Origin of the sequence: Micromonospora sp. CPCC 206171 (assembly GCF_036906755.1) — a bacterium.
GTDB lineage: Bacteria > Actinomycetota > Actinomycetes > Mycobacteriales > Micromonosporaceae > Micromonospora > Micromonospora purpureochromogenes.
The window spans coordinates 12,845-30,767 of the sequence record NZ_JBAKHT010000013.1; the positions used below are offsets into that span (position 1 = coordinate 12,845).

Consider the following 17,923-nt stretch of genomic DNA (forward strand, 5'->3'; position numbering starts at 1 on the left):
GGTAAGTTCATCGCAGACGATCGTGGAGGAGGCAGCCATGGCCACTCGTGACAGCGGCGGGCAGTCGCAGTCGGGCAAGGCCCGTCAGGGCGAGGAGATCGAGGACGTCACCACCGAGGCGAACCCGGAGGTCGCCGAGCGGCACGCCGAGATCACCGAGGACGTCGACGACCTGCTCGACGAGATCGACTCCGTCCTCGAGGAGAACGCGGAAGAGTTCGTGAGGGGCTACGTCCAGAAAGGGGGTCAATGAGGTCTATGTCCGATTCGTCCAACGAACCGGACAAACTGTGCCGGCAGTGCAAGCGTGCGCTGCCCCCCACCGATTTTCACCGGGACCGTCGACGGGCGGACGGGCTCGCTTTCTACTGCAAGGCGTGCGCGAACGCCCGGTCGGAGGCGAGCCGCCGAAAGCGTGGCATCTCCCCGCAACGAAAGTCGCCGACGCCGCCTGGCGAGGGTCTGAAGTGGTGCCCGGACTGCGAGCAGATCAAGCCGGTCGCCGATTTCCCCACCACCGTCAGCAAGGCCAGCGGCCGGCACAGCTACTGCAAACCCTGCCATAATGCCCGTGGCAAGGAGTCCGCGCAGCGGCTCTACGGCGGGACGCGCGAGTACCACCTGCGCCGGCGGTGCGGCATTGGGGAGAAGGAGTTCCAGGAGCTCCTGGCCGAGCAGGGCGGCGTCTGCGCGATCTGCGGCGGCGAAGATCCGCAACACCTGGACCACGATCATCGCACCGGATGGGTGCGCGGGATACTCTGCTTCAACTGCAACGGTGGTCTTGGCCAGTTCCGTGACAGTCCCACGAGGCTGGCCAGGGCGATCACGTACCTGAGAGGAACCACGTGGCAGCGGGCTTTGATCCATCCGGGCGTCTACCAGATGTGTTCACCAACGCGGGGACGTCCTCCTTCACCTCGTTCCTGAGCAGGGTGGCCCCCGAGATGCTGCCCGGCCGTCGGCCGCTGCCGCCGGGCATGGCCGCCGACATGGCGCCGCACGCGACGACCATCGTGGCCATCTCGGCCGCCGGTGGCGTGGTGATGGCCGGCGACCGGCGGGCCACCATGGGCAACCTGATCGCCCAGCGCGACATCGAGAAGGTGCACCCGGCCGACGCGTACTCGCTGGTGGGCATCGCGGGCACGGCCGGCATCGGCATCGAGCTGATGCGACTGTTCCAGGTGGAGCTGGAGCACTACGAGAAGATCGAGGGCGCGATGCTCTCGCTCGACGGCAAGGCCAACCGGCTCGCCTCGATGATCCGCGGCAACCTGGGCGCGGCCATGCAGGGGCTCGCGGTCGTGCCGCTCTTCGCCGGCTTCGACCTGGCCGCGAAGGACCCGGCGACGGCCGGCCGGATCTTCAGCTTCGACGTCACCGGCGGCCCCTACGAGGAGACCGGCTACGACGCGATCGGCTCGGGCTCGCTCTTCGCCAAGTCCGCCCTGAAGAAGCGCTTCCGCGCCGGGATCTCCGTGGACGACGCGGTCCGGCTCGCCGTCGAGGCGCTCTACGACGCCGCGGACGACGACACCGCCACCGGCGGCCCGGACCTGACCCGGCGGATCTACCCGGTGGTGATGACGGCGACGGCCGAGGGCACCCACCGGCTCACCGACGCCGAGACGGCGGCGATCGCCGAGGCGGTCGTGGCCGCGCGGATGGAGAACCCGGGCGGCTGAGGCCCGCTCCCACCTCACAGTCAGCAGTCCAGCACAGCGCCCGAAGGAGAACCGCCGCCGTGGCCATGCAGTTCTACGCCTCGCCCGAGCAGATCATGCGCGACCGCTCCGAGCTGGCCCGTAAGGGCGTCGCCCGGGGTCGCAGCGCGGTGGTCCTGAGCTATGCGGGCGGGGTGCTCTTCGTCGCGGAGAACCTCTCCAGCGCCCTGCACAAGGTCAGCGAGATCTACGACCGGATCGGCTTCGCCGCGGTCGGCCGTTACAACGAGTTCGAGAACCTGCGCCGGGCCGGCGTGCGGATGGCCGACCTGAACGGCCTGAGCTACGATCGGCGCGACGTCACCGGCCGGGCGCTGGCGAACGCGTTCGCGCAGACGCTGGGCTCGATCTTCACCGAGCAGTCCAAGCCGTTCGAGGTGGAGATCTGCGTGGCGCAGGTGGGTGCCACCGCCGAGGACGACGAGTTGTACCGGATCACCTACGACGGTTCGGTCAACGACGAGCCGGGCCGGATGGCCATGGGCGGTCAGGCCGAGGCGATCACCGGGGTGTTGAAGGCGCAGCACCGGCCGGAGATGTCGTTGAGCGAGGCGGTGCGGGTCGCCGTGCAGGCGCTGAGCAGCGTCGGCGGTGAGGGTGGGGCCGCCCGGACGATCGCCGCCAACCAGCTGGAGGTGGCGGTCCTGGACCGGCGCCGGGTGGGGCGTACCTTCCGGCGGGTCACCGGGGCGGCGCTGACCGCGCTGCTCGAGGGGGACGCGGCGGGTGACGCGTCGCCGGCCGGCGGCCGGGCGAAGACGCCGACGGTGCCGACGGAGGAGGCGGGCAAGCCGACCACCTCGGCCGCCTCGGCGGACCTGGAGGGTCAGCCGGAGCAGACGCCGGAGGCGTAGCGGTTCGTGGTGTCGCGGGGGTCGGGGAGCTTCCCCGGCCCCCGCGGCGTCTCCGGGCCCGTGCGGGCCGCCGCGGTTGCGCCCACGCCGCCGCGGTTGCGCTCATGCAGGCGCTGTGCTCACGGCCGGCCGCGCGCGCCCACGCCCGCCGGCCTACATCCGGGGGCGGCTGATGAGGCGGGAGAGCACGATGACGCTTTCGGTGCCCCCGATGACGGGGGAGGTCCGCATCCGTTGGATGGCCTGCTCGAGATGAGCGATGTCTTCGGCCTGTAGGTGGACCATCGCATCGGGCGCGCCGGAGATCGTGCACGCCTCGATCACCTCGGGGATCTTCTCGAGCTCATGCCGGAGGTCACCGGGGGTCGGGCTGCCGGCACAGTGGATCTGGACGTAGGCCTCGGTGCGCCAGGCCAGCGCCTGTGGGTCGATCACCGCGGTGAACCCGCGGATGGCGCCAACGGCGACCAGGCGGTCGAGCCGTCGTTTGGCCGCCGACGGGGACAGCCGGGCCGCCTTGCCGATCTCGGCGTACGTACTGCGTGCGTTGGCGACCACGCACCGGATGATCTCCTCGTCGATACGGTCCATCGCGCCGCCCTCCTCCCGTCGTGCCGCGCTTCCGCACAAAGAATCCGCTGTACCTGCCGATCTGTGCAAAGAATCGTACGCGATCAGCAAGTTTTGGCGATTGTTTGCGCCACGCCGCCCTGGATAGATTCACCGCGCCACATCGCCGCTGATCAGGGAAGGGGGGCGCACATGACCACCGCGCTCACGGCCACGGAGGCCAACGCCCTGGCGGCGGTCGACGAAGCGGGCATCGCCCGTACCCTGCTGGAACTGCTGGCTGTCCCCAGCGTCACCGGCAGCGCCGCCGAGTCCGAGCTGCAGCACCTCCTGGCCCGGCGCTTGGACGCGCTGGGGCTCGAGGTCGACCTGTGGGCGATGGATCTGCCCGCGCTCCGCGCGGATGCCGAGTTTCCGGGTACCGAGGCGCCGCGGGACGAGGCGTGGGGGCTGGCCGCCGTCACCCCGGGCGGGGGCGACGGGCCGACTCTGGTCCTGCAGGGTCACGTGGACGTGGTGCCGCCCGGCGACCCGGCCCAGTGGCGTGGGGACCCGTTCGTCCCGACGGTCGTCGGGGACGTGGTCCACGCTCGGGGCGCCTGTGACATGAAGGCCGGGCTGGTCGCCAACCTCGCCGCGCTCGCCGCGATCCGCGCCAGCGGCGCCAGGCTGCGCGGCCGGATCGCGGCCCACTTCGCCGTCAGCGAGGAGGACGGCGGGCTCGGAGCGTTCGGCACGCTACGGCGCGGCCACCGCGGCGACGCCTGCATCATCACCGAGCCGACCGGCGGCGCCCTGGTGACCGCCAACGCCGGCGCCTTGACCTTCCGGATAGAGGTGGTCGGCAAGGCGACCCACGCCAGCACCCGTGACGCGGGGATCAGCGCGATCGACGCGTACCTGCCGATCCACGCCGCGCTGGCCCGCCTGGAGGCGCGGCGCAACACCGCGCCCGACCCGCTGATGAGCGACCACGCGATCCCGTACGCCTTGTCGGTGGGCAGGCTCCGTTCGGGCGACTGGGCCAGTAGCGTGCCCGACCTGCTCGTGGCGGAGGGCCGGTTGGGGGTACGGCTGGACGAGGACCCGGCGCAGGCACGGGCCGCGCTCGAAACCTGCGTCGCCGAGGCCGCCGCCGCCAACGCGTGGCTCCGCGCGCATCCGCCGACCGTGACCTGGCCGGGGGGCCAGTTCGCCAGCGGCCGCCTGGCGCCCGACAGCCCGCTGCGGGATCTGGTCCGCGACGCGCACGCCGACGTCGTCGGCGGCCCGCGCCTACCTGAGCGCGGTGCGCCGTACGGAAGCGATCTCAGGCTGTACACCGCGGCCGGCGTGCCGACGCTGCACTTCGGGCCCGGTGACGTCCGCCTCGCGCACGGACCCCGCGAGCAGGTCCGGGTCAGCGAGATCGTCGCGGCGACCCGCGTGCTCGTGCTCGCGACGCTGCGCGCGGTCGGTGTCCGGTAGCGGGCAGGTTCGAGGGCTGGGACACGGCGACGGCCGCCCGGCGACTGCCGGACGGCCGTTCACGGCGAGACGGTCAGCGCTTGCGCAGCAGCGGCTTGGCCAGGGCCCAGTAGCCGGCGGCGATGGCGTTGAAGACGCCCATGCCGGGGGGCGAGTCGACGTTCGACGGGGCGACCCGGGCGGTCATCAGCTCGGCGATGACCCCGTCGGGCACGATCCGCTCGTCCTGGAGCTGCCGGCGGCGCGACGTCAGCCAGGCCCGGTTGGTCCAGAGCCAGCCCCAGCCGCGGAACTTCTGCGTGACCCAACCGCCGGCGAGCGCGGCGGCGAGCATGGCCGCCTCGGTGAGCAGCAGGACCGGGGCGAGCACCACCAGCGTCCGGGTCTCGTACGCGGTGAGCAGCGTGACCAGCCGGTTGCGCTCGACCAGGTAGAGCTTGAGGGCGTTGCGGGAGAACTCGTAGTGGTGCCGCACGACGGCGTCCGGGACGTACTCCAGCCGGAGCCCGCGCTGCCAGAGCCGCAGGCTGAGTTCGGTGTCCTCGTGGTAGGCGAAGTACTCGGCGGCGAAGCCGTCCAGCTCCCGCCACAGCTCCCGGTTGATGACGAAGCAGCAGCCGCTGAGCGACGGCACGGTGGTGCGGACGGCGTGGGCGCTGGCCGGCTCGCCGTTGCCGCCGGCCCAGGACAGCCCGGTGAAGTGCAGCGGGTTGCCGGAGGTGTTGATCAGCTCCGGGTCGTCGGCGAGGCGGATGGAGGCCATCGCGGCCCCCACGCCCGGCTCGCCGGCCACGGCAACGACCTTGGCCAGGGCGTCGGGGGCGACGATCGCGTCGGAGTTGACGAAGGCCAGCCACTCGCCGGTGGCCTCGGCGGCGCCGACGCGGCAGCCGCCGGAGTAGCCGGTGTTCTCCTCGGGGCGGATCACCCGGACGCCGGGGAAGCCCTTGACGACGTCGATGCCGTCGCCGGTGCAGCCGTTGTCGACCACGATCAGGTCGATGTCGACGCCGGTGCTGTCCAGCACGGCCCGGGCGGCGTCGACCAGGTACGGCTCGGCGCCGTAGGCCAGCATCACCGCGGTCACCTGCGGGCGGGTCATCGGATGCCTCCGGATACTCCGGTCGCCAGGGCGTCGTCGAGGGACCGGGTCGGGGTGGGGGTGGGGCGGGACTGGCGGCGCAGCAGCAGCGCCATGGCGGCGGCCACCACGACGGAGCCGACCGTGTAGGCCAGCTCGACGCGGAGCGCCACCGACGCCGGGGTGAGGGTCACGGCGATCAGGGCGGCCACGCCGACGGCCCAGGCGACGGCCTGGGCGCGGTGCCGGTCGAGGGCGAGCAGCGCCTGGCCGAGGACCATCGCCCACAGGTAGGCCAGGGTGGCCACGGCCAGCCAGGCGAAGTCGCCGTGGCCGAGCACGCCGGCGGCGTCGAAGAGGGTGCCGACCAGCCAGGGGCCGAGGGCGATGGCGCCGATCGCGCCGAGGACGCCGAGCGCGGTGACGATGCCGAGCGCCCGGCGCAGCAGGCTGTGGAAGCCGCGCAGGTCGCCGGTGGTGGCGGAGGTGGCCAGCCCGGGCAGCAGGGACGCCTGCAGGGAGGCGAAGACGAACAGCGGGATGCGGACCAGCACCAGCGCGGAGAGCAGCGCTCCGGCGGTGGTGACGTCGGACGGGTCGAGCAGCCGTACGTTGATCACGCCGACGTTCACCACGACCTGCGACAGCAGGCTGGAGACCGTGAGCAGGCCGAGGCCGCGCAGCAGGACGCCCCAGGCGACCGGTACGCCGCCGCCGGCGGCACGCAGCACCGGGGGCAGGGTGAGCAGTACGCCGGCCAGCGGGGCGATCACCAGCACCAGCCCGTACCACAGGGGTGAGGTGACGCCGGTGAGCCCGAGCACGGCGACCATGGCGATCCGCAGTCCGCCGTCGACGCCGAGCTGGGTGCCGTACCAGGGGAAGAGTTGCAGGCCGGAGAGGACGCCGCGGGTGGTGTAGGCGACGGCCATGGCGACGAGCGCGCCGATCAGCACGGTGACCATGGCGGCGTCGCCGGCGAAGAGCCGGTCGGTGAGCGGCCCGTGCGCGGCGAGGATCACCACGATCATCGCGGCGAGCACCCCGGCGGCGAGGACGGCGCCCCGGGCCAGCACCGGGCCGGGCGGCAGTCCCTGGCTGCGGCGGGCGGCGACGACCCGGGCGACCTCCTGCTCGACGGGCATGAACACGCCGATGCCGAGGGTGAAGACGATCGACCAGAGCACCGACAGCGAGGAGTAGTCGGCCTCGGTGAGGCTGTGCCCGGCCACCGCGAGGTGAACGTAGGAGGCCAGCCCGAGCAGGGCCAGCCCGGCACCCACGGCGAGGGTGCCGGGCGGGACGAGGTGGAGCAGCCGCCGGATCACCGGCGGATGAGCGCCAGCGTGAGTACCGCGAACGCGCGACCGAGGTAGATCATCGCCTTGGCGGGGGAGTGGCTCGGGGTGCCGGCCATCCGCTTGCGCATGGCCACCGGCACCTGCCGGATCTTGTAACCGCGGCGGGCGGTGTGCACCAGCGTCTCGACGGTGTCGCCGAGGTACTCGGCCGGGTACCAGCCGGCGAACATCTCGATGACCCGCCGGTTGGCGGCGCGGAAACCGGACGTGGTGTCGGTGAGCCTGGTCTTGGCGACCTTCGAGAGCACAGCGGAGAGCATGACCATGGCCCAGCGGCGGGGGCCGCGGACGGTGTAGTCCCCCTCGCCGGCGAAGCGGGCGCCGATCACCAGGTCGGTGTCGTCGAGCAGGTCGACGAGCTTCGGCACGTAGCGCGGGTCGTGCTGGCCGTCGGCGTCGATCTGGATGGCGACGTCGTAGTCGTTGTCCCGGGCGTACCGGTAGCCGAGCCGCATGGCCCCGCCGACGCCGAGGTTGTACGGCAGCTTGGCGACCCGGGCGCCGGCGGCGGCGGCCACCGCCGCGGTGCGGTCGGTGGAGCCGTCGTCGACCACCAGCACGTCGACGCCGGGCAGTTCGCCGCGGACCTCGCCGACGACCTCGGCGATCGAGCCGGACTCGTTGAGCGCGGGGATGATGATCAGGACGCGCTTGCCGTTAACCATCGTGGGACACCAGTTCGTCTCGGGCTGATTCGGTGCGGGCCGCGCGGTCGGCGTCGACCTGGGCGCGGAGCAGGGCGAAGTCTTCGGCCAGGGTGCGGGTCTCCTCCTCCAGGGCGCTGACCTCCCAGCTGAGGTGCACGCACACCAGCAGCAGGAAGACGATGCCGAGGAAGAGCACGAGGCTGACGCCGGAGACCACCCCGAAGAAGCCGGCCACGTTGTCGAGCAGGCGGGGGAACAGCGACAGCGGAATGACGATCAGCAGTACGGCCAGCCAGAGCATGCCGTACTTCTCGCGGAGCTGCCGGCGGCGCAGCAGCTCGACGATGGTGACCAGCAGCAGCAGGCCGGTCAGACCGGTGACCAGGGTGAGCTTCATGCGACCTTCCACGGGGCGGGTGGAGTGGGGGAGTCGAAGGCGTCGGACAGCGTGTCACGCCAGTCCGGCAGCGGCGGAAGACCTGCGGCCGCCCAGCGGTCGTGCCCTAGCACACTGTACGCCGGTCGGGCGGCCGGACGCGGAAACCGGTCGCTGGTCGTGGGTCGCACCCGCTCCGGGTCGAGCCCGGCCAGGGTGAAGGTGGCGCGGGCCAGTCCGCACCAGGTCGTCCGGCCGGAGCAGGTGCCGTGGTAGACCCCGGCCGGGGCGCGGCCGGCCAGCGCCGCGTCGGCCAGCGCCACCAGCTGGGTGGCCAGCGCGTACGACCAGGTGGGCTGGCCCTGCTGGTCGTCGACCACGTCGAGCTGCTCGCGCTGCTCGGCCAGGCGGAGCATGGTGGCCACGAAGTTCGGCCCGTGCGCGCCGTAGAGCCACGCGGTACGGACGACGTAGCCGGTTTCCGGGAGGAATCGGGCCACCGCCCGCTCCCCGGCCAGCTTGCTGCGGCCGTACGCGTTGACCGGGTCGGTGGGCGCGTCCTCGGCGTACGGCTGCTCGGCGTCCCCGGGGAAGACGTAGTCGGTGGAGACGTGCAGCAGCCGCGCGCCGGTGGCGGCGCAGGCCCGCGCGAGGTGCGCGACGGCGTCGCCGTTGACCGCGGTGGCGGCCGCCTCGTTCTGTTCCGCGCCGTCGACGTCGGTCCACGCGGCGGTGTTGAACACCACGTCGTGGCCGGCGACGGCGGCGTGGACGGCCTCGGCGTCGGTGATGTCGAGCGCAGTGCGGGTGGCGGCGGTCACCTTGAGGTCCGGCCGGGTCGCGAGCACGGCCAGCAGGTCCCGGCCGAGCATCCCGCCCGCGCCGGTGACGAGCACTCGGCTCATGCGCCCTTGGCCGCCTTCAGCGGCTCCCACCAGGCCCGGTTGTCCCGGTACCACTGCACCGTCTCGGCCAGGCCGCGGTCCAGGTCGATGCTCGGGGCGTACCCCAGCTCGGCGCTGATCTTGCTGATGTCCAGCGAGTAGCGGCGGTCGTGGCCCTTGCGGTCGGCGACCGGGACCACCCGGTCCCAGTCGGCGCCGCACGCATCGAGCAGCCGGCCGGTGAGCTCCTTGTTGCTCAGCTCGGTGCCGCCGCCGATGTTGTAGACCTCGCCGGCGCGGCCCTTCTGCTGCACCAGGGCGATGCCCCGGCAGTGGTCGTGCACGTGCAGCCAGTCGCGGACGTTGCCGCCGTCGCCGTAGAGCGGGACGGTGCCGCCGTCGAGCAGGTTGGTCACGAACAGCGGGATGACCTTCTCCGGGAACTGGTACGGCCCGTAGTTGTTGGAGCAGCGGGTGACCACCACGTCCATGCCGTGGGTGCGGTGGTAGGCCAGCGCGAGCAGATCCGAGCCGGCCTTGGAGGCCGAGTACGGGGAGTTCGGGGCCAGCGGCCAGGTCTCCGTCCAGGAGCCCTCGTCGATCGAGCCGTACACCTCGTCGGTGGAGACGTGCACGAAGCGGCCGGTGCCGTGCCGCAGCGCGGCGTCCAGCAGCGTCTGGGTGCCCAGCACGTTGGTGGTGACGAACGGCGCGGCGCCGGCGATCGAGCGGTCGACGTGCGATTCGGCCGCGAAGTGCACGATCACGTCGTGGTCGGCGACGACCTGGTCGACCAGGGCCGGGTCGCAGATGTCGCCCTGCACGAAGCGCAGCCGGGCGTCCTCGCGCACGGGCGCGAGGTTGTTCAGGTTGCCCGAGTAGGTCAACTTGTCCAGGACGGTCACCGCGGCGGGCTCCACGGCGGGCACCCCGGCAGCGTCGCCGCCGGGCACGCCCAGCAGCATCCGTACGTACTCCGACCCGATGAATCCGGCTCCGCCGGTGACGAGAATCCTCACGGGTCCGGAAGTGTACGCGAATCCTCGCGGACCCCGGGGGACGGCGACCCCGCTGTCCGGTTCGCGCCGGTGCAGGTAGTCTCCCCGGGTGCGTGGAATCCTTCTCGCTGGTGGCACCGGGTCCCGGCTGTGGCCGATCACCCGGGCGGTCTCCAAGCAGCTGATGCCGATCTTCGACAAGCCGATGGTGTACTACCCGCTGTCGACCCTGGTGATGTCCGGGGTGCGGGAGATCCTGGTGATCACGACGCCGGAGGACCAGTCCCAGTTCGAGCGGCTGCTCGGTGACGGCAGCCAGTGGGGCCTGCGGCTGGAGTACGTCACCCAGGCCCGCCCGGAGGGCATCGCGCAGGCGTTCGTGCTCGGCGCGGACTTCATCGGCGACGAGTCGGTGGCGCTGATCCTGGGCGACAACATCTTCCACGGCGCGGGCCTGGGCCGGCAGCTCGCCGCGCACGGGGACCCGGTCGGCGGGCGGGTGTTCGCGTACCCGGTGGCCAACCCGGAGGCGTACGGCGTGGTCGACTTCGACGACGAGGGCAAGGTGCTGTCGATCGAGGAGAAGCCGGAGAAGCCGAAGTCCCGGTACGCGGTGCCGGGCCTGTACTTCTACGACAACCGGGTGGTGGGCATCGCCCGCGACCTCAAGCCCAGCGCCCGGGGCGAGCTGGAGATCACCGCGGTCAACGAGGCGTACCGGGAGGCCGGGGAGCTGTCGGTGACCGTGCTGGACCGGGGCACCGCCTGGCTGGACACCGGCACCTTCGCCTCGATGATGCAGGCCGGCGAGTTCGTCCGGGTGATCGAGGAGCGCCAGGGCATGAAGATCGGCTGCGTCGAGGAGGTGGCCTGGCGGGCCGGCCTGATCGACGACGACCAGCTGCGTGCGCTGGCCGAGCCGCTGACCAAGAGCGGTTACGGCGACTACCTGCTCGGCCTGCTGGCCGAGAAGCACGGCGAGGCGGTGGCCCGCTGATGAAGATCCGGCAGTTGGGTATCGAGGGCGCCTGGGAGATCAGCCCGCAGCAGCACGGCGACCCGCGCGGGCTGTTCATGGAGTGGTACCGCTTCGACCGGCTCGCCGAGGCGGTCGGGCATCCGCTGCGGCTGGCCCAGGCCAACCTGTCGGTCTCGGCGCGCGGCGTGGTGCGCGGCATCCACTTCGCCGACGTGCCCCCGGGCCAGGCCAAGTACGTCACCTGCGTGCGCGGCGCGGTGCTGGACGTGATCGTGGACCTGCGGGTCGGCTCGCCGACGTTCGGCCGGTGGGAGGGCGTCCGGCTCGACGACGTCGACCGGCGCGCGGTCTACCTCAGCGAGGGGCTGGGGCACGGCTTCTGCGCGCTGACCGACGACGCGACGCTGAGCTACCTCTGCTCGACCACCTACAACCCGACCGGCGAGCACGCGGTGCACCCGCTCGACGCCGACCTGGCCATCGAGTGGCCGGCCGAGGCCCCGCAGCTCTCCGCCCGGGACGCCGCCGCGCCGACGCTGGCGCAGGCCCGCGAGTCCGGCCTGCTGCCGGAGTACGAGGCCTGCCGGGCGTTCGCGGCGAGCCTGCGGCCGGACGGAATGTCGTACTCGGACGGTATGTGATCGACCGGAGAGCACGACCTGTGCGGTGACAGTGACGAACGGGGCCTCCGGGCGGCTAGTGTCACAGCATGGAGCGGCGAATCTTCGGCCTCGAGACCGAGTACGGCGTCACCTGTACCTACCGCGGGCAGCGTCGGCTGTCCCCTGACGAGGTCGCCCGGTACCTCTTCCGCCGCGTCGTGTCGTGGGGCCGGTCCAGCAACGTGTTCCTGCGCAACGGTGCCCGGCTCTACCTGGACGTCGGCTCGCACCCGGAGTACGCCACCCCGGAGTGCGACTCGGTGGTGGACCTGGTGGCCCACGACCGGGCCGGCGAGCGGATCCTGGAGGGGTTGCTCGTCGACGCCGAGAAGCGGCTGCACGACGAGGGCATCGCCGGTGAGATCTACCTGTTCAAGAACAACACCGACTCGGCCGGAAACTCGTACGGCTGCCACGAGAACTACCTGGTCTCCCGGCACGGGGAGTTCGGCCGGCTGGCCGACGTGCTCATCCCGTTCCTGGTCACCCGCCAGCTGATCTGCGGCGCCGGCAAGGTGCTGCAGACCCCGCGCGGCGCGGTGTACTGCCTGTCCCAGCGGGCGGAGCACATCTGGGAGGGCGTCTCCTCGGCGACCACCCGCAGCCGTCCGATCATCAACACCCGCGACGAGCCGCACGCGGACGCCGAGCGGTACCGCCGGCTGCACGTGATCGTCGGTGACTCGAACATGAACGAGGTCACCACGCTGCTCAAGGTCGGCAGCGCCGACATCGTGCTGCGGATGATCGAGGCCGGGGTGGTGATGCGCGACCTGACGCTGGAGAACCCGATCCGGGCCATCCGGGAGGTGTCGCACGACATCACCGGCCGGCGCAAGGTGCGGCTGGCCTCCGGCAAGGAGGTCAGCGCGCTGGAGATCCAGCAGGAATACCTGGCCAAGGCGACCGAGTTCGTCGAGCGCCGGGGCGGCGACCAGACCGCCAAGCGGGTGGTGGAGCTGTGGGGCCGGGTGCTCGGCGCGGTGGAGAGCGGCGACCTGGACCCGGTGGCCCGCGAGATCGACTGGGTGACCAAGCTGCGGCTGATCGAGCGCTACCAGCGCAAGCACGACCTGCCGCTGTCGCACCCCCGGGTGGCCCAGATGGACCTGGCCTACCACGACCTGCGGCGCGGCCGGGGCCTCTACGGGCTGCTGGAGCGGCGCGGGCAGGTCGACCGGATCGCCACCGACCCGGAGATCTTCGAGGCGAAGGAGACCCCGCCGCAGACCACCCGGGCCCGGCTGCGCGGCGAGTTCATCCGGCACGCCCAGGAGAAGCGGCGCGACTTCACCGTCGACTGGGTGCACCTGAAGCTCAACGACCAGGCGCAGCGCACCGTGCTCTGCAAGGACCCGTTCCGGGCGTACGACGAGCGGGTGGAACGCCTGATCGCCAGCATGTGAGGACGTCGGCGGCCGGTGCCCGGCACCGGCCGCCGCCGCACCGGTACGCTGGCGTCGCGATGAACACTTCCTCACCCTCCGACCGCGATCGCGGCACCGAGAAGTTGAACTGGGTCGAACGGCGCCGGGAGAAGATCCGCGCCGAGATCGAGCGCAACCGCCGTGGCGAGTACACCGTGCCGACCTGGGTGCTCGCGGTCGCGCTGATCGCCATCGTCGGCGGCTGGCTGGCACTGATCTTCCTCGTCGGCTGATCCCGCGCTGCGCCGCGCCGGGCCGGTCAGGCCGCCAGGCGGGCCGCGTGCCGGCCGGCGGCGGCCGCCGCCAGGAAGTAGGCGTGGTCGGCGTCCAGGCCCCGGCCCATGGTGGACAGCGTCACCGGCGAGGCGCGCAGCGCCGCGTCCAGGCCGTCGGTCGGCACCCGGACCAGGGTGTGCCGCCCCGCGAGCGGGGCCAGCGCGGCGTCCACCTCCGCCGCCAGCGCCGGATCCAGCCCGTCGGGTACGACGAGGTCCGCCGGGGCGAGGGCGACCCGGCCGTACGCGGTGAGGCTGTGGTGGGAGACGCCGCGGTGCCGGGGGCGCTGATCGGCGTCGGAGATCCGCAGCGAGCCGACCGGCCGGCCGCCGAGGGCGGCGATCGCGTTGACCGCCTCGCCGACGGCGACCCCGGAGAAGCCCCAGGTGGTCCCGGTGCCCAGGTTGCCCGGGCCCTGGGCGACGATCGCCACGTCGGCGCGGAGCACGTGCCGGGCGGCCAGCAGGCCGCTGTGCAGGGTGGTGGCCTCCAGGTCCCCGCCGAACGCCTGCCCGACGCTGACCGTGCCCACCAGCTCGCCGCGCAGCCCGTCCAGCGTGCGGGAGAACCAGGCCGGCAGCGCGCCCCCGTCGGTGAGCAGGTACGCCACCCGGGCGTCGGGGGAGTCGGCGCGCACGCCGGCCAGGATCGCCGGCAGCGCCGAGTGCAGGTCGGCGGTGACCACGGGCAGCCCGTCCAGGCTCTCCGCCCGGGCCAGCAGCTCGTGGTGCTCCGACGCCTCCTCGTCCACCCCGAGCACGATCGCCTGCAACGGGGTGTAGCGGGCCTTGACCAGGTGGCCGGCGTCGCGGCTGTCGCCCGCCTGCGGCCGGTCCGACGGCAGCCGGTCGGGCAGCGCCACGACCAGGGCGTAACCGCCGGTGCCCAACCCCATCAGCAGGGCACCGGCGTTGAGCAGCACCCGGTCGCCGGGCACCGGGTCGCCGACCAGGGCGGGGTACGCCAGGGCGCGCAGGGCGCCGCCGTCGGGCAGGTCGACGTCGAGTTCGACCGCGCCGGCCCACCGCCGTCGTACCGCCGTCACCGTTCCGGACCGCCATCGCACCATGCCGGGCACGCTATCCGCGCCCGGCGGCGGCGCCGCGCCCGGGTCAGGGCGGGCCGGGCCGCCGGTGGTCCTGCTCCTGGTCCTGGATGCGCCGGGCCCGCCGCCCGTTGCTGCCGGGCATCGAGCTCGTGGGATCGAGGAAGACGAACCGGATCTCCGGGTAGCGGTCGGTGAGCCGGCGCTCGGCCTCGTCGGCGGCGGCCTCGATGTCGGCGCCGGTGGCCTGGTCGTGGAAGTCGACCTTGGCGGCGACCAGGATCTCCTCCGGGCCGAGCAGCATGGTCATCAGCGTGTCGACCCGGAAGACCGTCGGCAGTTCGGCCAGTTCCCGCTCGATCTCGCGGTGCAGCCGGTCCGGCACGGACCGGCCGACCAGCAGCGACAGGTTGCTCCAGGCCAGGATGGTCGCCACCACGAGCAGCAGCAGACCGATCCCGATCGAGGCGAGTCCGTCCCACAGCTCGTCGCCGGTGAGGTGGGACAGGCCCAGCCCGACGGCGGCGAGGAACAGACCGACGAGGGCGGCGCTGTCCTCCAGGAACACCGCCTTGACGGTGGTGTCGGCGGTCAGCCGCAGGAACCGGCGGGGGCTGGTCCGCCAGCGGCGCGACTCGTTGCGCACCTGGCGCACCGCCCGGGTCAGCGAGACCGACTCGATGACGAAGGACACCCCCAGCACGACGTAGGAGACGAGGTACTCCCCGCTGTGCCGGTGCACCAGGATGGTGGTCACCCCGTGGGTGATGGCGAAGCCCGCCCCGGCGACGAAGGTGAACAGCGCGGCGAGGAACGCCCAGACGTAGCTCTCCTTGCCGTACCCGAAGGGGTGCCGGGTGTCGGCGGGCCGCGCGCCGCGGCGCAGCGCCAGGTACAGCAGCACCTCGGTGGTGGTGTCGGCGACCGAGTGGGCGGCCTCGGAGAGCATCGCCGCGGAGCCGGAGATCAGGCCGGCGACCAGCTTGGCCACCGCGATGGCGAGGTTCGCCGCGCCGGCCACCACGACGGTGCCGACGCTCTCGGCCTTGACCTCGCCCTCCGACATGCGCCTCACCCTAGGGCGGTCGGGTCGCCACCGCCCGGTGACCGGCGGCACTGCGTCGCACGCCGCGCCCGCGCGGGTGCACGGCCGCGGCGCCCGGGCTGCTAGCGTTCACACGTGTCGCGGAGCCGTACCGAACGCCTGGTCAACCTGGTGATCTGTCTTCTCTCCACGCGACGGTTCCTGACCGCCGCGCAGATCGCCGCGACCGTGCCCGGTTACGAGCACGATCCGGACGACGCCAAGGAGCACGAGGCGTTCCAGCGCAAGTTCGAGCGGGACAAGGCCGAGCTGCGCGAGCTGGGCGTGCCGCTGGAGACCGGCACGGCCAGCGTCTTCGACGCCGAGCCCGGCTACCGGATCGCCCACCGGGAGTACGCCCTGCCGGAGATCCCCCTGGAGCCCGACGAGGCCGCCGCGGTGGGCATCGCCGCGCGGCTGTGGCAGCACGCCGGGCTGGCCGCCGCCGCCTCCTCCGGGCTGGCGAAGCTGCGCGCGGCCGGCGTCGACGTGGACCCGCAGGCCACCCTGGGCCTGGAGCCGATGGTCACGGTCGATCCGGCGTTCGCGCCGCTGACCGCCGCCGCGCGGGACCGGCGCGAGGTCGGCTTCGACTACCGGGTGCCCGACCGGGACGCGCCGACCCGCCGCCGGTTGCAGCCGTGGGGCGTGGTCTGCTGGCGCGGCCGCTGGTACGTGGTCGGCCACGACCTGGACCGGGCGGCGACCCGCTGCTTCCGGCTCTCCCGGGTCGTCGGCGGGGTTCGGGTGACCGGCGAGCCGGGCGGCTACGAGCCGCCCGCCGGGGTCGACCTGATCAGCCACGTGGCCCGCTGGTCCGGGCCGGTCGAGCGCACCGGCCGGGCCACCGTGCTGGCCGCGCCGGGCCGCGCCGCCGGCCTGCGGCGCTGGGCCGTGCAGACCCTGCCGGGCCCGGACGGCGACCGGCTGGTCCTGCCGTACGCCGACCCGGACTCCCTCGCCGGCCACCTCGTCGGGTACGGCCCGGACGTGCGGGTGCTGGAACCGCCGGAGGTGCGCGACGCGGTGATCCAACGGCTCAAGGAGATCGCCGTCCGGCAGGACGACCTGGCCGTGGCCGGAGGCCCCCGGTGACCCGGCCGGCCGCCCGGGGCGGCTCCCGCACCTCCGCCGACCGGTTGGCCCGGCTGCTCAACCTGGTGCCGTACCTGCTCGCCCGGCCCGGCATCGAGATCGCCGAGGCGGCCGGCGACCTGGGCGTCACCGAACGACAGCTGCGCGAGGACCTGGAGCTGCTCTGGGTCTGCGGGCTGCCGGGCTACGGCCCGGGCGACCTGATCGACATGGCGTTCGACGGCGACCGGGTCACCATCACCTACGACGCCGGCATCGACCGGCCGCTGCGGTTGACCCCGGACGAGGCGCTGGCCCTGGTGGTGGCGCTGCGGATGCTCGCGGAGACGCCCGGGGTGGCCAACCGGGAGGCCGTGGAGCGGGCCCTGGCGAAGATCGAGAACGCGGCCGGCGACCTGGTCGGCGCGCCGGTGGCGGTGCGGCTGCCCGGGGACACCCGCCAGGTCGAGGCGCTGCGCTCGGCGGTCGAGGGCGGCCGGGCGCTGCGGATCACCTACTACACGGCGGCGCGGGACGAGACCAGCGAGCGCACCATCGACCCGCTGCGGATGCTGATGGTCGGCGGCCGGGCGTACGTGGAGGCGTGGTGCCGCCGGGCCGAGGCGGTCCGGCTGTTCCGGGCCGATCGGATCGACGCGGTCGCCGAGCTGGACGAGCCGGCGGTGGTGCCGCCGCAGGCGCGCCCGCACGACCTCACCGACGGGGTGTTCCGCCCCTCGCCGGACCTGCCGCTGATCACCCTGCGGATCGGTCGCGGCGAGCGGTGGATCACCGAGTACTACCCGTGCGAGCGGGTGGAGGCCGGCGACGGCGACCAATGGCTGGTCTCGCTGCGGGTGACCGACCTGGGCTGGGCCCGCCGGTTCGTGCTCGGGCTGGGGCCGGACGTCACCGTGGTGGCCCCGGCCGAGCTGGCCGATCAGGTGCGGGCACAGGCGCTCGCCGCCCTGGAGGCGTACGGCACCCCGGTGGGCGACGGCACGCCGTCGGCCGACCCGGCGGTGGGGGCCGTCACCCAGTAGGCTGACCGCCGTGGTGAAGTGGATCGTTCTCGCGGTGGTGCTGCTCGCGCTGGTCGTGCTGGCCCTGGCGGTCCGGCCGGTGCTGGCGCGGCTGCCCCGGCTGCGGCGGGCGGCGGTGGCGCTGCAGCGACGCCAGGCCGACGCGGACGCCCTGCGCGAGGCCGCCGAGGCGCTCGCCGGGCGGGCCGAGACGCTCCACCGGCAGGTCGAGACGACCCAGCAGCGGGTGGAGCTGATCAAGGCCAAGCGGGGTAAGTGATCGACCCCGGTCGGTGAATCGCGCGCCGGGTGCGCGATCCGGGTGCCTTTCGCGCACGGATGGACGTCGCCAGGTGGTTGACGGGACACGCGAGGGTGGTCAAGACTTC

21 protein-coding genes are annotated in these 17,923 nt (G+C 73.1%); 12 read left to right on the forward strand and 9 right to left on the reverse strand.

What is annotated here, in order from left to right; translation table 11 throughout:
- Positions 1-37 precede the first annotated feature (37 nt).
- From V6U89_RS16530 to prcA, 4 genes are read left to right on the forward strand one after another with little or no spacing between them, the layout of a single operon-like run.
- Positions 38-253, forward strand: a complete 216-nt coding sequence (locus tag V6U89_RS16530; protein WP_074477166.1) for a ubiquitin-like protein Pup — start codon at positions 38-40, stop codon at positions 251-253.
- Positions 254-258: 5 nt separating this feature from the next.
- A complete protein-coding gene (locus V6U89_RS16535; protein ID WP_334572057.1) occupies positions 259-930 on the forward strand; it encodes an endonuclease VII domain-containing protein in 672 nt (223 codons plus the stop codon).
- Positions 849-1,688 (forward strand): proteasome subunit beta, encoded by an 840-nt coding sequence (prcB, locus tag V6U89_RS16540; RefSeq protein WP_334572059.1) that lies wholly within the window; start codon positions 849-851, stop codon positions 1,686-1,688. Before V6U89_RS16535 ends, prcB begins: the two co-directional genes overlap by 82 nt.
- Positions 1,689-1,747: 59 nt before the next feature.
- Positions 1,748-2,581 carry a proteasome subunit alpha gene (gene prcA / locus V6U89_RS16545; RefSeq protein ID WP_334572060.1) on the forward strand — a complete coding sequence of 278 codons (834 nt, stop codon included), beginning with the start codon at positions 1,748-1,750 and terminating at the stop codon, positions 2,579-2,581.
- 153 nt (positions 2,582-2,734) lie between these two features.
- Here the strand turns inward: prcA and V6U89_RS16550 are convergent, their stop codons facing one another.
- Positions 2,735-3,172 carry an Lrp/AsnC family transcriptional regulator gene (locus V6U89_RS16550; protein ID WP_334572061.1) on the reverse strand — a complete coding sequence of 146 codons (438 nt, stop codon included), beginning with the start codon at positions 3,170-3,172 and terminating at the stop codon, positions 2,735-2,737.
- Between the two features lie 171 nt (positions 3,173-3,343).
- On the opposite strand from V6U89_RS16550, the gene V6U89_RS16555 reads away from it, so the two are divergent.
- On the forward strand, positions 3,344-4,618 hold the full coding sequence (locus tag V6U89_RS16555; protein ID WP_334572062.1) for an ArgE/DapE family deacylase: 1,275 nt from the start codon (positions 3,344-3,346) through the stop codon (positions 4,616-4,618).
- A gap of 73 nt (positions 4,619-4,691) precedes the next feature.
- Here V6U89_RS16555 and V6U89_RS16560 read toward each other — a convergent pair whose 3' ends face one another.
- From V6U89_RS16560 to rfbB, 6 genes are read right to left on the reverse strand one after another with little or no spacing between them, the layout of a single operon-like run.
- Positions 4,692-5,720: a glycosyltransferase family 2 protein gene (locus tag V6U89_RS16560; protein WP_334572063.1), complete on the reverse strand. Its 1,029-nt coding sequence runs from the start codon at positions 5,718-5,720 to the stop codon at positions 4,692-4,694.
- Entirely contained in the window at positions 5,717-7,027 is a 1,311-nt protein-coding gene (locus V6U89_RS16565; protein ID WP_334572065.1) for a polysaccharide biosynthesis protein, read from the reverse strand. The genes V6U89_RS16560 and V6U89_RS16565 overlap by 4 nt, the downstream gene beginning before the upstream one ends.
- Positions 7,024-7,725, reverse strand: a complete 702-nt coding sequence (locus V6U89_RS16570) for a glycosyltransferase family 2 protein (protein WP_334572067.1) — start codon at positions 7,723-7,725, stop codon at positions 7,024-7,026. The genes V6U89_RS16565 and V6U89_RS16570 overlap by 4 nt, the downstream gene beginning before the upstream one ends.
- A complete protein-coding gene (locus tag V6U89_RS16575) occupies positions 7,718-8,104 on the reverse strand; it encodes a DUF2304 domain-containing protein (RefSeq protein WP_154937316.1) in 387 nt (128 codons plus the stop codon). The genes V6U89_RS16570 and V6U89_RS16575 overlap by 8 nt, the downstream gene beginning before the upstream one ends.
- Positions 8,101-8,988 carry a dTDP-4-dehydrorhamnose reductase gene (gene rfbD / locus V6U89_RS16580; RefSeq protein WP_334572068.1) on the reverse strand — a complete coding sequence of 296 codons (888 nt, stop codon included), beginning with the start codon at positions 8,986-8,988 and terminating at the stop codon, positions 8,101-8,103. The genes V6U89_RS16575 and rfbD overlap by 4 nt, the downstream gene beginning before the upstream one ends.
- Positions 8,985-9,986 carry a dTDP-glucose 4,6-dehydratase gene (gene rfbB, locus V6U89_RS16585; protein WP_334572071.1) on the reverse strand — a complete coding sequence of 334 codons (1,002 nt, stop codon included), beginning with the start codon at positions 9,984-9,986 and terminating at the stop codon, positions 8,985-8,987. Before rfbB ends, rfbD begins: the two co-directional genes overlap by 4 nt.
- 88 nt (positions 9,987-10,074) lie before the next feature.
- Between rfbB and rfbA the strand changes: the two genes are divergently transcribed.
- From rfbA to V6U89_RS16605, 4 genes are all read left to right on the forward strand, one after another.
- Positions 10,075-10,962, forward strand: a complete 888-nt coding sequence (rfbA, locus tag V6U89_RS16590) for a glucose-1-phosphate thymidylyltransferase RfbA (RefSeq protein ID WP_210776249.1) — start codon at positions 10,075-10,077, stop codon at positions 10,960-10,962.
- Complete coding sequence (locus V6U89_RS16595) at positions 10,962-11,585, forward strand: dTDP-4-dehydrorhamnose 3,5-epimerase family protein (RefSeq protein ID WP_334572073.1); 624 nt, start codon at positions 10,962-10,964, stop codon at positions 11,583-11,585. Before rfbA ends, V6U89_RS16595 begins: the two co-directional genes overlap by 1 nt.
- 68 nt (positions 11,586-11,653) lie before the next feature.
- Positions 11,654-13,012 (forward strand): Pup--protein ligase, encoded by a 1,359-nt coding sequence (gene pafA, locus V6U89_RS16600; RefSeq protein WP_334572075.1) that lies wholly within the window; start codon positions 11,654-11,656, stop codon positions 13,010-13,012.
- 59 nt (positions 13,013-13,071) lie between these two features.
- Positions 13,072-13,266 (forward strand): hypothetical protein, encoded by a 195-nt coding sequence (locus V6U89_RS16605; protein ID WP_154937302.1) that lies wholly within the window; start codon positions 13,072-13,074, stop codon positions 13,264-13,266.
- A 26-nt stretch (positions 13,267-13,292) separates the two neighbouring features.
- On the opposite strand, the gene V6U89_RS16610 is transcribed toward V6U89_RS16605, so the two are convergent.
- Both V6U89_RS16610 and V6U89_RS16615 read right to left on the reverse strand, forming a co-directional pair.
- Positions 13,293-14,378, reverse strand: a complete 1,086-nt coding sequence (locus tag V6U89_RS16610; RefSeq protein ID WP_334572078.1) for a DUF3866 family protein — start codon at positions 14,376-14,378, stop codon at positions 13,293-13,295.
- Between the two features lie 43 nt (positions 14,379-14,421).
- Positions 14,422-15,420 (reverse strand): cation diffusion facilitator family transporter, encoded by a 999-nt coding sequence (locus V6U89_RS16615; RefSeq protein WP_334572080.1) that lies wholly within the window; start codon positions 15,418-15,420, stop codon positions 14,422-14,424.
- 114 nt (positions 15,421-15,534) lie between these two features.
- On the opposite strand from V6U89_RS16615, the gene V6U89_RS16620 reads away from it, so the two are divergent.
- The 3 genes from V6U89_RS16620 to V6U89_RS16630 are packed head-to-tail and all read left to right on the forward strand — an operon-like array spanning position 15,535 to position 17,814.
- Positions 15,535-16,533, forward strand: coding sequence for a helix-turn-helix transcriptional regulator (locus V6U89_RS16620; RefSeq protein WP_334572082.1), 999 nt, complete (start codon positions 15,535-15,537; stop codon positions 16,531-16,533).
- The gene (locus V6U89_RS16625; protein WP_334572084.1) at positions 16,530-17,555 is read left to right on the forward strand and encodes a helix-turn-helix transcriptional regulator; all 1,026 of its coding nucleotides are present in this window, start codon (positions 16,530-16,532) and stop codon (positions 17,553-17,555) included. The genes V6U89_RS16620 and V6U89_RS16625 overlap by 4 nt, the downstream gene beginning before the upstream one ends.
- 10 nt (positions 17,556-17,565) lie before the next feature.
- A complete protein-coding gene (locus V6U89_RS16630; RefSeq protein WP_334572085.1) occupies positions 17,566-17,814 on the forward strand; it encodes a hypothetical protein in 249 nt (82 codons plus the stop codon).
- The last annotated feature ends 109 nt before the right edge of the window (positions 17,815-17,923 follow it).

Coding starts and splice junctions, on each gene's coding strand:
- V6U89_RS16610 (WP_334572078.1), bottom strand. CDS start 14,378: ATGGTGCGATGGCGGTCCGGAACGGTGACGGCGGTACGACGGCGGTGG.
- V6U89_RS16595 (WP_334572073.1), top strand. CDS start 10,962: ATGAAGATCCGGCAGTTGGGTATCGAGGGCGCCTGGGAGATCAGCCCG.
- pafA (WP_334572075.1), top strand. CDS start 11,654: ATGGAGCGGCGAATCTTCGGCCTCGAGACCGAGTACGGCGTCACCTGT.
- V6U89_RS16570 (WP_334572067.1), bottom strand. CDS start 7,725: ATGGTTAACGGCAAGCGCGTCCTGATCATCATCCCCGCGCTCAACGAG.
- V6U89_RS16535 (WP_334572057.1), top strand. CDS start 259: ATGTCCGATTCGTCCAACGAACCGGACAAACTGTGCCGGCAGTGCAAG.
- V6U89_RS16555 (WP_334572062.1), top strand. CDS start 3,344: ATGACCACCGCGCTCACGGCCACGGAGGCCAACGCCCTGGCGGCGGTC.
- V6U89_RS16530 (WP_074477166.1), top strand. CDS start 38: ATGGCCACTCGTGACAGCGGCGGGCAGTCGCAGTCGGGCAAGGCCCGT.
- rfbD (WP_334572068.1), bottom strand. CDS start 8,988: ATGAGCCGAGTGCTCGTCACCGGCGCGGGCGGGATGCTCGGCCGGGAC.
- V6U89_RS16615 (WP_334572080.1), bottom strand. CDS start 15,420: ATGTCGGAGGGCGAGGTCAAGGCCGAGAGCGTCGGCACCGTCGTGGTG.
- V6U89_RS16575 (WP_154937316.1), bottom strand. CDS start 8,104: ATGAAGCTCACCCTGGTCACCGGTCTGACCGGCCTGCTGCTGCTGGTC.
- V6U89_RS16550 (WP_334572061.1), bottom strand. CDS start 3,172: ATGGACCGTATCGACGAGGAGATCATCCGGTGCGTGGTCGCCAACGCA.
- V6U89_RS16560 (WP_334572063.1), bottom strand. CDS start 5,720: ATGACCCGCCCGCAGGTGACCGCGGTGATGCTGGCCTACGGCGCCGAG.
- V6U89_RS16605 (WP_154937302.1), top strand. CDS start 13,072: ATGAACACTTCCTCACCCTCCGACCGCGATCGCGGCACCGAGAAGTTG.